Annotated in this window: 14 protein-coding genes; 2 read left to right on the top strand and 12 right to left on the bottom strand. The window is 40.8% G+C overall.

What is annotated here, in order from left to right; genetic code table 11:
- Nucleotides 1–501: 501 nt before the first annotated feature.
- Entirely contained in the window at nt 502–720 is a 219-nt protein-coding gene (locus AC1DOK_RS20945; RefSeq protein WP_477556267.1) for a hypothetical protein, read from the bottom strand.
- 206 nt (nt 721–926) lie between these two features.
- Nucleotides 927–1,532, bottom strand: a complete 606-nt coding sequence (locus AC1DOK_RS20940; protein WP_477556266.1) for a stage II sporulation protein M — start codon at nt 1,530–1,532, stop codon at nt 927–929.
- Between the two features lie 131 nt (nt 1,533–1,663).
- Here AC1DOK_RS20940 and pdaB point away from each other — a divergent pair, with 131 nt between their 5' ends.
- The gene (gene pdaB / locus AC1DOK_RS20935; protein WP_477556265.1) at nt 1,664–2,449 is read left to right on the top strand and encodes a polysaccharide deacetylase family sporulation protein PdaB; all 786 of its coding nucleotides are present in this window, start codon (nt 1,664–1,666) and stop codon (nt 2,447–2,449) included.
- Nucleotides 2,450–2,505: 56 nt separating this feature from the next.
- Here pdaB and AC1DOK_RS20930 read toward each other — a convergent pair whose 3' ends face one another.
- On the bottom strand, nt 2,506–3,105 hold the full coding sequence (locus AC1DOK_RS20930) for a KinB-signaling pathway activation protein (protein ID WP_477556264.1): 600 nt from the start codon (nt 3,103–3,105) through the stop codon (nt 2,506–2,508).
- 128 nt (nt 3,106–3,233) lie between these two features.
- Here AC1DOK_RS20930 and gerD point away from each other — a divergent pair, with 128 nt between their 5' ends.
- Complete coding sequence (gene gerD / locus AC1DOK_RS20925; protein WP_477556263.1) at nt 3,234–3,977, top strand: spore germination lipoprotein GerD; 744 nt, start codon at nt 3,234–3,236, stop codon at nt 3,975–3,977.
- 98 nt (nt 3,978–4,075) lie between these two features.
- On the opposite strand, the gene AC1DOK_RS20920 is transcribed toward gerD, so the two are convergent.
- The 9 genes from AC1DOK_RS20920 to rplQ form a co-directional block, all read right to left on the bottom strand.
- Entirely contained in the window at nt 4,076–5,185 is a 1,110-nt protein-coding gene (locus tag AC1DOK_RS20920; RefSeq protein WP_477556262.1) for an Mrp/NBP35 family ATP-binding protein, read from the bottom strand.
- 82 nt (nt 5,186–5,267) lie between these two features.
- Nucleotides 5,268–6,044, bottom strand: coding sequence for an N-acetylmuramoyl-L-alanine amidase CwlD (cwlD, locus tag AC1DOK_RS20915; protein ID WP_477556261.1), 777 nt, complete (start codon nt 6,042–6,044; stop codon nt 5,268–5,270).
- 92 nt (nt 6,045–6,136) lie between these two features.
- Nucleotides 6,137–7,318: a sulfate adenylyltransferase gene (gene sat, locus AC1DOK_RS20910; RefSeq protein WP_477556260.1), complete on the bottom strand. Its 1,182-nt coding sequence runs from the start codon at nt 7,316–7,318 to the stop codon at nt 6,137–6,139.
- Between the two features lie 34 nt (nt 7,319–7,352).
- Complete coding sequence (locus tag AC1DOK_RS20905; protein WP_477556259.1) at nt 7,353–8,045, bottom strand: phosphoadenylyl-sulfate reductase; 693 nt, start codon at nt 8,043–8,045, stop codon at nt 7,353–7,355.
- A 560-nt stretch (nt 8,046–8,605) separates the two neighbouring features.
- Nucleotides 8,606–8,998 carry a 30S ribosomal protein S9 gene (gene rpsI / locus AC1DOK_RS20900; protein WP_477556258.1) on the bottom strand — a complete coding sequence of 131 codons (393 nt, stop codon included), beginning with the start codon at nt 8,996–8,998 and terminating at the stop codon, nt 8,606–8,608.
- 20 nt (nt 8,999–9,018) lie between these two features.
- Complete coding sequence (gene rplM / locus AC1DOK_RS20895) at nt 9,019–9,462, bottom strand: 50S ribosomal protein L13 (protein WP_477556257.1); 444 nt, start codon at nt 9,460–9,462, stop codon at nt 9,019–9,021.
- Nucleotides 9,463–9,639: 177 nt separating this feature from the next.
- Nucleotides 9,640–11,037, bottom strand: a complete 1,398-nt coding sequence (locus AC1DOK_RS20890) for an NAD-dependent malic enzyme (RefSeq protein ID WP_477556269.1) — start codon at nt 11,035–11,037, stop codon at nt 9,640–9,642.
- 256 nt (nt 11,038–11,293) lie between these two features.
- Nucleotides 11,294–12,088: a tRNA pseudouridine(38-40) synthase TruA gene (gene truA / locus AC1DOK_RS20885; RefSeq protein ID WP_477556256.1), complete on the bottom strand. Its 795-nt coding sequence runs from the start codon at nt 12,086–12,088 to the stop codon at nt 11,294–11,296.
- Between the two features lie 75 nt (nt 12,089–12,163).
- Nucleotides 12,164–12,535: a 50S ribosomal protein L17 gene (gene rplQ / locus AC1DOK_RS20880; RefSeq protein ID WP_477556255.1), complete on the bottom strand. Its 372-nt coding sequence runs from the start codon at nt 12,533–12,535 to the stop codon at nt 12,164–12,166.
- Nucleotides 12,536–12,545: the final 10 nt, after the last annotated feature.

Genomic DNA, 12,545 nt, shown 5'->3' with positions numbered 1-12,545 from the left:
GCCAGCGTTCGTCCTGAGCCAGGATCAAACTCTCCATTAAAGTGCTCATCAACCGAAGTTGACTTGCTATAATTAGAGCTGATTGCTCAAAATTTCTTGCTAGCTTGTCTCAATCACTTACGCCGAAGCGCTCGTTCTCTCAACGTTTTTGAGGTTAATAACCTCTTTATTTCTTCACTCGTTGTTCAGTTTTCAAAGGACAATTTGTTTCTTATTTCGTTGCCGCTTCGTTTAGCGGCGACTTCTTTAATATACCACATCAGGCTACTCAATTGCAAGTGTTTTTTTCTTTCCATTTTTTCACTCTTACTTGCTTCGCCTTATTTGTTTGCGCCCTTATTGGGGGCGAAGAATAATTTATCAAATTTTGAGCGATCCGTCAACAGCTTAGAACAAGGTAAAATATTACATTCAATTCTAAACCATTCTTGATATGCTTGCGAACTATTGGTATCTGCTTACGATCCGCTACTTATCTGCTACTGATCTGCTTCTGATCTACTAATGATATGTACGATTACGAGCATATCTGGATATTTCCTTTGGGGATGCTAACCGTGCATACATGCGAAAGATGATCTTATACCTAGCTTCAATTGCAGTTTTAAGATCTATTTCAATCACTTTATCGCTTAGATCAAATAACATTTCGTCAAGTTCTTTGCGCAGTACATAATCCAATTCTCTGCATTCCCGTTCATTAAATAAGAATCCGAGCATAGCTTCAGTAGATCCCCTTTCTAAGTTACATAGAAGTAGAAGTAGTGGAAACTGGATTCTATAGAACCTTAAGAAACATTCCGTTTTATAAGATCTTTATAAAACGGATACAGTTTCTTCTTGTCTTCGAACATTTTTCCATTTTACTGTTATGCTCAAAATTAACAAATTTTATGATATGAAATACAAATAAATTATCCTATTCCCTACCCCTGAGCTAGCCAGTATGAAATTGTGCTTTCAATAAGAGCTGCAACAAGCAACATTCCGATAAGTAACCCTGCTAAAGGAACAAGTAATTTTAACAGTTTAGGTGCCTCTATGCCAAATTCCCTTCTTGTCGTTCCGGAAAATAAGGAGCCAATCGCCGAGAAGGCTAATACACCTAGTCTCAAACCATATGCACAGGCAATAAACAAGGCAGGTATTTCTAAAATTCCATGCGGAACAATTGCTTTAGCAAAATCAAACCAGGCTACCTCTTGTAGGGTAAGCTCTCCTACATAACCAATAAGAAGTCCATTCGTAAAAACACTAAATACCGGGAATATGCCAAACATTAGACCAGTAACAACCATCATTAACATAGCAACTATATTATTTTTGAGAATAACCCAAAACAAGCTAAGCTCTACTGATTCTTTGCCCTGAACAGATTTAGCTATTTCAGCTACTGCCTCAAGCTGTTTCTTGAGTAAGGCCTCATTCCAATGCATAGCACCTAGCACAATACCAAGCACAAACAAACCAATAACTATAAGAAAATAAACCTTCATCTCACGAAAATGGCGAAACAATGCTTTTAAACTCATTTCATCACACTCCTGCTAATAACTTCTTACTTACTAATCACAAGATTAGCATATCTTGCTTGTACGAGCATACATTTTGTAGTAAACGAAATGGAACAAGCCTAACCAAGCTTAAAGGAGGTACAATAGTCGTGAATTATTTTTATGTGATTAATGGTAAGAAGCTGAAACGAATATTTTTTATCGCAGTGGCAATTCTTTTTGCAGCAGGGATCGTATATTCCGAGCAACGTAATATGTCTGTGTTTACCGGAGAACAACAACCACAAGCTATCTATAGTGTTAGAACGGACAAGAAGTTAATTGCTCTTACCTTCGATATTTCTTGGGGCGATAAGCGTGCGGAACCAATTATTAAGATTTTAGAGGATAAAGGGGTCAAGAAGGCAACGTTCTTCCTCTCTTCCCCTTGGAGTAAAACACATACTGAAGTCGTAGATCGCATTAAGAAGGATGGATTTGAAATCGGAAGTCATGGGCATAAGCATGTCAACTATAGTTCTTTGAATGACGAGGAAATACGCAAGCAAATATCTGCCGCGCATACCATACTTACAGACCTCACAGGAACAGGTCCGAATATCATTCGAATGCCTAATGGTGATTTTGACAAAAGAGTGCTGCGTATCGCCGGCGAGCTCGGATACTCCGTCATACAGTGGGATACAGACTCACTCGACTGGATGAATCCAGGTACGGATAAAATAATTAACCGAGTTGTCTCCAAGGCACACCCAGGCGATATCATCCTTCTGCATGCCAGTGATACTTGTCTACAAACTCATGAAGCATTGCCAGTCATTATTGATGAACTCAGAGCTAAGGGCTATGAATTCGTAACAGTAGGCGAAATGCTTAAACAAACTCAGATCGACAATAAGGAAGTCCAAGATACTTCTAACACTCCTGTTTATTAATACTATTAATCATAACCATAAGTCATACAGGGTACCATTTAACTAGTCCTTACTGGTTAGATGGTATTTTTGTTGCCAATTATTTTATGCAGAATGAGCAATTGCCATGCATTGCAGATCATTAATGGAATAAGTACGACTACAAGCGAATCAATGTTATTTTCTCTAAATACAGGTACAGCTTCGAGGATGGTAACTGCAGACATAATGAACAATGCAGGAATAAAAGCACTTCTACTCGTTAGTTTCATTTTCCAATAAGCAACCCCAAGAGCAACAACTAATATTATCAGCGGCAATGCAATGTAATTTCCGATCCCGCTACCAGCACCATAGTATAGATGTCTTAAGTAAGCCAGATCAACAACTGCGACAATAACAAGGATAGCCTGTAACCAATCCCATATTACTTTGCTACGAAATACGCTAATTGCGATCCACTTTAATATTAGGAATGCAAAAAAGCCCATTTGACTCAGTACAGATATTGTCGCCCCAGCCAACGTAAAATTAATCAAATTAAATCCAATCTCCTTAATAGTAGGATCTGGATAATTTGGGTTAGTAAAGAACATGATCAAACTCAAAATAATCGTAGCTACAATACCAAATGCAAATGAGGTCCAACTTAAGTAGAACCATTTCTTTAATGTCATGTAATTTCTCCCCCACAAACTGAAATATATGATAATTGTAGCAACTTGAACACCAAAATGCTAAGTCATAAACAATGTAATTGTGTCGAATAATAAAACATAAGCGTTTACCGAAAAGGGGTTTAAACATGAAATCATCAATTAAAATGTTTGGTGTCATCGTATCTGTTGCGTCAGCACTTGTGTTTCTAACTTCCTGCGGACAAGAGCAAGCAGGTGGCGGGAAGAATTATAAAGACGAAAAAACGATGGTTCTCGATATTCTTAAATCAGCGGAAGGCAAGAAAGCAATCGAATCTGCCCTTAGTGGAGAAGATTCCAGTGGTGGTCAAGGTAGCGAGGGTGGTGGCCAAGGTGCCGAGGGTGGTGGCGGTAGTAGTGGTGGAGGCAAAGGGAAAATGAAAACCTTGAATACCTCGGACACCAAAGAACTGAAAATGGTCGTTAAAGAAGTTCTAACCAACCCGGAAAACGGTAAATTCATGCAAAGTATGATGCAAGATCCAAAGTTTGCAGGTGAATTTGCTAAAGCAACTCAAAAAGAAACAAAGCAGCTCTATATGGACTTAATGAAGGACCCTGATTATCAAAAGGAATTACTCGATGTCATGAAGAACCAAGAATTTCAAACAATTCTCATGAATACGCTCAAAACAATGAAGTCACGTCAACAAATGAAAATAATTGTACAAGATACTATGCAAAGTCCACTGTTTAAGGCCGAGCTTGTTACTTTGCTGAAGAAATCTGTGGAAGAGTATTTGCAAGAATCTGAGAAAAAACAACAGAAGCAAGGAAAAGGTCAAGGCGGCGGAGAAGGTGGCGGCGGTGGTGGTGGAGAAGGTGATCAAGGAGAAGGAGGAGCGAGCTGAGTTAGAAAGAACGTTTTGACTCTCTTTATAATAGACAACAACCATCACCGCGCTATGCGATGATGGTTGTTTAATTTGAAAAGAAATGATTGAGATTGTTATTCGATTTTACCTAACACTTTACGAGCAAGCTCTAAGTACATTTGACCTGTTGGATGCTCTTGTTTGTATACAGATGGAGAGAAATCAGCTTCTGATACATGATTATCTGGTGCACCTAATGGCATTTGTGCAAGTAGTTCGGTTTGCAATTCTTCAGCAAGCTTGCCACCGCCACCGCGACCATATAGGTATTCTCTCTCCCCACATTTACGACATTCATAGTAAGACATGTTCTCAACAATCCCCAGAATATCATGGTTCGTCTGACGAGCCATTGCACCTGCTCTTGCAGCAACGAACGCTGCTGTGGCATGTGGCGTTGTGACGATGATTTCTTTGGATTCAGGTAGCATGGAGTGTACATCCAAAGCAATGTCACCTGTTCCAGGAGGTAAATCGAGCAACATGTAGTCTAGCTCTCCCCAATTCACTTCACTGAAGAAGTTACGAAGCATTTTGCCTAACATAGGTCCACGCCAGATTACAGGAGAGTTATCCTGTACGAAGAATCCCATTGAAATAACCTTTACGCCATGACGTTCGATTGGTGTAATGGAATTGTCCACAATAACTGGGCGTTCTTCAATGCCCATCATGTCAGGGATGCTGAAACCATAAATATCAGCATCGATGATCCCTACACGCTTACCTAAGCGTGCAAGTGCGACCGCAAGATTGACCGTAACGGTTGACTTGCCCACGCCGCCTTTACCTGATGCAACTGCAATGAACGTTGTTTTCGACTCAGGTGAAAGCAATGATAATCCGTTGCCTCCCTTAGCGACAGCACCAGTTGGTGCACCACTACTTGGCTTAACAGCGGCTGTTGCCCCACTATCTTGAGCGATCTGCGAACGCTCATGGTCCGTAATGGCACGGAAACGGATATGTACGCTTCCTACACCTAGTTCATTCAGCATGTTTGTAACAGCATGCTTCACATTATTTTGATAAGCTTCTCCTTCTTTCGTTAATACGAAAGTCAGTGACACGCTCTCTTCCTTAATCATGATGTCCTTAACCAAATTCAATTCAGAGACAGACTTCTTGAATTCAGGGTCAAGCAAGCTATGTAATGCTTCTAATACTTGTTCTCTTGTTATCATCTCAACACCTCATAAGTACCGTTTTTCACTACCCTATTATACCACAAAATCTCTCAGAACGAATGCTAACCTTATGAACCTTCTAATCCTTCTGAATATTCGGATTGATCGAAGATATCTTTTCTCCCGATGAATAGCGCAGAATCCCTTGATAGATCGAAGCTGCCACCTTCTTCTGATACTTTGTATCTCGAATCAGAGCTGCCTCTGCTGAATTGGATAAGAACCCTACCTCCACAAGTGCGCTTGGCATCTTGAGCTCTTTGAGTAAATATGTCGTGGTTATCTGCTTAACGACACGATTCGTGTTACCTAAATTCCGCTTTAATTCACTTTGTATAAGGCCGGCAAGTGTGTAATTATCAGCATGATTCGGATAATAAAAGGTCTGAGCCCCACTCCACTTACCTGATGGTGTAGCATTCATATGAACGGATAGAAACAGGTCCGCTTTTTTCTGATTAATGAAATCAGCTCGTGCACGTAGATCCTCTGCTTTACGTTTTCTCAGCTTAGTGGTTCCGGGATTAGCCAAATCCGTATCCTCTTCGCGAGTCATTACTACAATAGCACCAGCCTCTTGCAGAAAATCACGCAAATACATGGCTATAGCCAAGTTAACATCCTTCTCAATTACACCGCTTTTACTCGATGCCCCTCCGTCAGGTCCTCCATGACCAGCATCTAAAGCAATTGTCTTTCCTGACAACGGTGTTGTCCAATCACTCCATGTCTTAGTAGCAGGCAATTCGTTCGTATATATGAACACAATCAGCGCTACTAGACCCATTGATAATGCAAGCTTCAATAGCCCTATTGGTGATAAGAATACGACAACACGCTTTCTTGTTTTTTTCATAAAAAAAACACCTCAATCTCCATAGACTTCCTTTCATCTATATGGGACAAGGTGGTGAAATATGCTTTTTTAGAGACTGATAGAAGAGGTTGTTATGAAATTATTACTTGCTCTCGTACTCCTCTAATTAATACTTCCGCTACTTCTGGGCGTGTAAATTCGACTGGCGGACATAAACCCGCTTTAAGCATTTCTCTTACTTTAGTTCCTGACAAATGCATATGCTCTGTTTTAGAATGTGGGCAGGTCTTACTCGAAGCCATATTCCCACACTTGATACAATAAAAGCTATGCTCGAAGAACAAAGGCGTAATTCCTAACTCTTCCTTCGCAAAACAATCAAATATTTGTTGCGCTTCATACGTTCCATAATAATCGCCAACACCAGCATGATCGCGTCCAACGATAAAATGTGTACACCCATAATTCTTACGTACGATCGCATGGAAAATAGCTTCTCTAGGCCCTGCATACCTCATAGCTGCTGGGAACACCCCAAGAAAAACGCGATTCTGTGGATAATAGTTATCCAGCAATACTTGATAAGACCTCATCCGTACATCAGCATCGATATCATCTGATTTCGTTTCACCGACTAACGGATTTAAGAATAGACCATCTACGATTTCCATGGCTGTTTTTTGTATATATTCATGAGCCCTGTGTATAGGGTTACGTGTCTGAAAACCAACAATCGTCCGCCAACCCTTATCCGTAAATATCGTTCTTGTCTCTTCAGGGGTATAATCATATTCCATGAATGGACCTTCCTGCCTACGATGCAGTACTTGGAGAGGTCCTCCAATATACGTAGTTGACTTCGTATACAGCTTATTTACACCTGGGTGCGCTGAATCATCCGTTTTAAACACTTGCCGTGCCTCTTCCTGCTGATCAACGTCATAAATACTCCGTATGGTAAGAATCGCATAAGTAACATGATCTGCTTCACCCACAAGCGCTATTCTCTCACCAATCTGTAGCTGATTTGCGATAGTACGATCTATGCCTAACGTAATAGGTAAGCTCCATACTTCACCATTTGCTAATCGCATGCTAGATAATACGGCGTGATAATCCTCCTCTATCATAAAACCCTCAAGCGGCGAATAAGCACCTATTCCGATCATATCCATATCTGAAATGGTTCTCGCATTGATCATTATTTGTTCTAACGATTGTGCCTCTTCCAGCAATTGTTCCTTTAACTCCTCAGAGACAATGCAATTAATTAGTGTTCCTCCGTGTGGTCTTATACAACCGTTAAAGCTCATTATGCACACTCCCTTAAACTAACTTCCTCTGTAGTTACTTATGCAGACCACATTCTGTTTTTTCGCTACCTGACCAACGACCCGCGCGCGGGTCCTCTCCAGCAGCAATCTGACGCGTGCAGTGCTCACAACCTATACTTGGATAGCCATTATCATGTAAAGGATTATAGATGAGCTTATGATTGTGAATATAGCGCCATACATCTCCCTCGGTCCAATCGACCAATGGATTAAATTTAATTAATCCGAACTTGGTGTCTAGTTCAACCTTCTTGGAATTCGCCCTTGTTGGCGCTTGCTCACGTCTGATTCCTGTAATCCAAGCATCATACTGTTGTAAATGATTAGTTAACGGTGTTACCTTCCGAATGTTACAGCAATCATTAGGCTCCCGTTTCCATAGTTCATCACCATATAACTCTGCTTGTTCATTTAAGGTGATTACTGGTTGCACTTGTTTGAACTTAACGCCATAACGTTCAGAGAGTCGGTCCCTTGTCTCATATGTCTGCGCAAAATGTACATTCGTATCTAGATAGAAAATGTCTGTCTCCGGTGAAATGCTCTGCAGCATGTCCACAAGCACTACATCCTCAGCACCAAATGAACAAGCTAGTGTTATACTAGGATACCTGTCAGTTGCAAAGCGTAACACAGCTTCAGCTGTCTCCTTCTCCAAAACACTTGCTTGCTCTTCAAGCGATGAAACGTTATTTAATCTATTCATTATTTATTAACCTCCTTAAATACAAGTAAGAGCCTTCTCAGCATAATAAATGCAAAGAAGACCCTTTATGTGACATCTGCCTATATTTTAATTTGTTCTTGGCTGAATCAATTTCATAACTCATTGAAACCTTTTAATTGAAACTATATATAGACAAATTAAACCATTTTGATCTATATATAGCCTTGATTGAAGCAGCTAAAGGTATTATGAAATTGATTCGACTCACTTTTTATCTCAAAACGTGAAAAAAATAACATATTCACTTGCCTAAGTTTGATATAATATATTTGTATTTTTTATAAAAATTGAGAGGAAGTCGAAGTACCCATGGGAAAGGACAAATCAATTTTTAAGGAATGGTATTTCATGTTATTAGTCGGAGTTATTGTGGTCATCAGTCTTGCTGCTAGATTACATTTCATATAGACCATAACGAATACCTACAAGAGACCCCGATTATCGGGGTCTTTATTGCATCTATCTAGTCAAAAGTAAACAAAATTAAAGCCCCGAACCATATAGGTTCGAGGCCTGAATTTTGATATGCTCCAATAGAATTAACGTTTGGAGAATTGTGGTGCACGACGAGCTGCTTTAAGACCGTATTTCTTACGTTCCTTCATACGAGGGTCACGAGTTAAGAAACCAGCTTTCTTCAAAGAGCCACGAAGCTCAGGATCAACTTTAAGCAATGCACGGGAAATACCGTGACGAATTGCTCCTGCTTGACCAGAAGTACCACCGCCATGAGCATTTACGAGCACGTCATAACGACCCAAAGTATCAGTCAATGAAAGTGGCTGTTTTACGATCAGCTTTAACGTTTCAAGACCAAAATATTCATTAATATCACGTTTATTAATAACGATACGTCCTTCGCCCGGTATAAGGCGTACACGCGCTACCGAATGCTTACGACGACCCGTTCCATAGTATTGTACTTGTGCCACGTTACAGTCCTCCTTTTAATTTATCCGCGAAGTTCGTAAACTTCTGGTTGTTGTGCTGCATGTGGATGCTCAGAACCTGCATACACTTTAAGCTTTGTCTTCATGCTGTCACCTAGACGAGTCTTCGGTAACATACCGTGAATTGCAAACTCGATCAAACGATCAGGGTTCTTCTTAAGCATTTCACCAGCAGGAGTCACTTTAAGACCACCTGGGTGCATGGAGTGACGGTAGTACTTTTTGTCAGTAAGTTTCTTACCTGTTAAGTGGATTTTCTCCGCATTGATAACAATTACGAAATCCCCTGTGTCAACGTGTGGTGTAAATTCAGGCTTGTGCTTGCCGCGGATAAGGCTTGCAGCTTCGCTCGCCAAACGGCCTAGCGTTTTGCCTTCTGCATCAATAATGTACCATTTGCGCTCTACTTCATTCGGCTTAGCCATATATGTGGTGCTAGTACGCATGCTTGTTCCTCCTAAAAAATTATATCTTGTACATTTAATATTCGTTGTTATAAACATTTTAAAGTTAGTTGGACATTTCATTAATCTTCGGGGCCGTGGGTTAGCCGATTAAGAAACACCGTTAATTAGTATAACCCATAAAGATATGTTTTTCAAGTATAAATTTTGAACTTAATACTAGGAACGTTCTTTACGAAATTCGGAAGGAATACGCCTTGCCACATCCGTATCTATGGCTGCTTGTATAACTGCCTTACGAACCAATGGAACGACTTGATCATTGAAAATGCTCGGGATAATATATTGCTCATTCAGCTCGTCCTCACTAACAACAGAGGCAATCGCCCAAGATGCCGCGAGCTTCATTTCTTCATTAATTACAGATGCTCGGCAGTCAAGTGCACCACGGAAAATACCAGGGAAGCATAGAACGTTATTAATCTGGTTCGGGTAATCACTCCGACCAGTTGCTACTACGCGCGCATAGAGTTCAGCCATTTCCGGGTCAATTTCTGGTTCAGGATTAGCCATAGCGAATACGATCGGATCTACAGCCATCCGCTTAAGATCTTCTACTTGAAGAACACCTTTTCGAGATACACCAATGAACACATCAGCTCCATCAATAACTTCTGACAAGGAACCTTCTAAGCAGGAAGCATTCGTATTCGCTGCCACCCAGCTCCACATCGCATTGTCATAGTTATTATTACGACTAAGTGCTCCTTGTTGGTCAACCCCGATCATATGGCGTACGCCAGCTGCAAGCAACATCTTCACAATAGAAACTCCAGCGGCTCCTATCCCCGTAACTACGACACGAATTTCATCAATTTGCTTATTTACAACCTTAATCGCATTAAGTAATCCCGCTAATAAGACAACAGCAGTTCCATGCTGATCATCATGAAAAACAGGGATATCAAGCTCCTCGATCAATCGCTGCTCAATTTCAAAACAACGTGGAGAAGAAATATCTTCTAAGTTAATCCCTCCAAAAGTCGGAGATAATTGTTTAATAGTTCGGATAATTTCTTCCGTATCTTTAGTAGCCAAACAGATTGGAAAAGCATCCACACCTGCAAGTTGTTTGAAAAGCATTGCCTTTCCTTCCATAACAGGCATCGCTGCTTCTGGACCAATATCCCCTAGACCGAGCACTGCAGTTCCATCTGAAATGACAGCTACCATATTACGCTTAATAGTCAGGGAATAAGCTCTTGAGGGATTCTCGTGTATCGCCATACATACTTTTGCAACTCCTGGTGTATATACTTTAGATAGATCATCACGATTTTTGATTTTTATTTTGGGCTGAACTTCAATTTTACCACCAAGGTGAACGAGGAAAGTAGCATCTGATACGTTGATTAGTTGAATCCCACGAAGCTTCTTAACAGCTTCAGTAATCTGACTCTCCGTAGTACTTCCCTCTAAATTAACGCTTATATCACGGGTTGTTGAGACTTTACCTGCATGTATAAGGTCGACAGCGATGATATCTCCACCTGCTTGCCCAATTACACCAGCGAGTTCGGCGAATGAACCATGTTGTAAATCTAGTTCAAGACGCATAATAATAGTCGTATTCGAAGCCAAAACCAATCATCCTCTCATTATCACACCGTTTAGACTACAGCATAACCTTGCAATTCCATTGGATATTCGAACTGAATTAACTGAAGTTTACGATAATTGTAAGCGAAAAAGTATGTATATGACTTCTATATCAAAGTCTCTAAGTCTCGTTTCTTCATGTCTATTATATAGTCCGTAGTGTTTGGAAACAAGAAGTTTGAAAAAAGAGATCTATTCAGATCTCCTTAGGGATTCAGTATTCTACACTCCATAGTATTAAACCATGAGCCTCGGCAGTTGGACCTGCCTGACTGCGATCCTGAGCAGCTAAAATACGTGGCATATCACTACTTGCCCGTCTGCCATCCCCTACCTGAATGAGTGTACCGACAATAATACGCACCATGTTGTAAAGAAAGCCATTGCCCGTTACATAGATCCGGATCACTTGAGCTCCTTCAGTTATGTTCATTGCAGGATCGTAAGGTGTGACTTTACCGTCTGTTTGCACGATGTCTGCCTCAATCCATGCATTATATATCTTACGTACATGGCTTGCCTTAGTCGATTTCACTGAACAAAATGAAGTGAAGTCATGTTCACCAATCAAATGACCTAGAGCTTCCCTCATGGCTTCTATATTCAGCCGAGGTGGATGATGTAATTGATATCGCCAGTGGAATACGTCTTTCAGTCTACTTGTTCGAATGGTAAAGCAATACGTCTTGCGCTTAGCCCATTTCCATGATTGAAAATCTAGTGGTACTTCCTCCGCCTTAGTGACAATAATGTCTTCAGGTAAACGCGTATTCAGAGCTACACACCAACGATCTGTTGGAATGCTAGACTCCGTTAGAAAATTAAACACTTGTCCACGTGCATGAACACCTGCATCTGTTCGTCCAGAGGCAGCGATCTTGATTTGTTCGCCCGTTAGCTTGGCAATTACGGACTCGAGTTTATCTTGTATGGTATTTCCATCTGGTTGCGTCTGAAAACCCGAATACATTGTACCATCATAGGAAACAACAAATCGAAGATTTCTCATACTTTCCCTCCTTCCAAACAACAAAAAAAGGGCTTCAGCAGAATACTAAGATTCTGCCCACCCTTTCTCAATTAACTAAGCGCGATCAACTAACTCTAAGAATACCATTGGTGCGTTGTCACCGCGACGAGGTCCAATTTTAAGGATACGTGTGTATCCGCCTGGACGCTCGGAGTAGCGTGGTGCTAACTCACTGAATAGTTTCTGGATAGCGTCTTGTTCTCCGCCTTCTAATGTCTCGCGACGTACAAATGCAGCCACTTGACGACGAGCATGAAGGTCTCCACGCTTTGCAAGTGTGATTAACTTTTCAGCGATGGAACGAAGTTCTTTAGCCTTAGCTTCAGTCGTTTCGATGCGTTCGTATAAAAACAGATCCGTTACCAAGTCACGAAATAAAGCTTTACGTGCGCTTGAGTCACGACCTAATTTTTGATATGCAGCCATGTCGTTTTGC

This window comes from Paenibacillus sp. P5_B5 (assembly GCF_056400365.1).
This window is presented reverse-complemented; position numbering and strand designations above follow the sequence as displayed.

Excerpts from the sequence above, each read along its gene's own strand:
- truA (WP_477556256.1), bottom strand. The coding sequence starts at position 12,088 with ATGAGAAATCTTCGATTTGTTGTTTCCTATGATGGTACAATGTATTCG.
- rplM (WP_477556257.1), bottom strand. The coding sequence starts at position 9,462 with ATGCGTACTAGCACCACATATATGGCTAAGCCGAATGAAGTAGAGCGC.
- AC1DOK_RS20890 (WP_477556269.1), bottom strand. The coding sequence starts at position 11,037 with ATGCGTCTTGAACTAGATTTACAACATGGTTCATTCGCCGAACTCGCT.
- AC1DOK_RS20905 (WP_477556259.1), bottom strand. The coding sequence starts at position 8,045 with ATGAATAGATTAAATAACGTTTCATCGCTTGAAGAGCAAGCAAGTGTT.
- AC1DOK_RS20940 (WP_477556266.1), bottom strand. The coding sequence starts at position 1,532 with ATGAGTTTAAAAGCATTGTTTCGCCATTTTCGTGAGATGAAGGTTTAT.
- rplQ (WP_477556255.1), bottom strand. The coding sequence starts at position 12,535 with ATGGCTGCATATCAAAAATTAGGTCGTGACTCAAGCGCACGTAAAGCT.
- sat (WP_477556260.1), bottom strand. The coding sequence starts at position 7,318 with ATGAGCTTTAACGGTTGTATAAGACCACACGGAGGAACACTAATTAAT.
- AC1DOK_RS20920 (WP_477556262.1), bottom strand. The coding sequence starts at position 5,185 with ATGATAACAAGAGAACAAGTATTAGAAGCATTACATAGCTTGCTTGAC.
- AC1DOK_RS20930 (WP_477556264.1), bottom strand. The coding sequence starts at position 3,105 with ATGACATTAAAGAAATGGTTCTACTTAAGTTGGACCTCATTTGCATTT.
- gerD (WP_477556263.1), top strand. The coding sequence starts at position 3,234 with ATGAAATCATCAATTAAAATGTTTGGTGTCATCGTATCTGTTGCGTCA.
- cwlD (WP_477556261.1), bottom strand. The coding sequence starts at position 6,044 with ATGAAAAAAACAAGAAAGCGTGTTGTCGTATTCTTATCACCAATAGGG.
- AC1DOK_RS20945 (WP_477556267.1), bottom strand. The coding sequence starts at position 720 with ATGCTCGGATTCTTATTTAATGAACGGGAATGCAGAGAATTGGATTAT.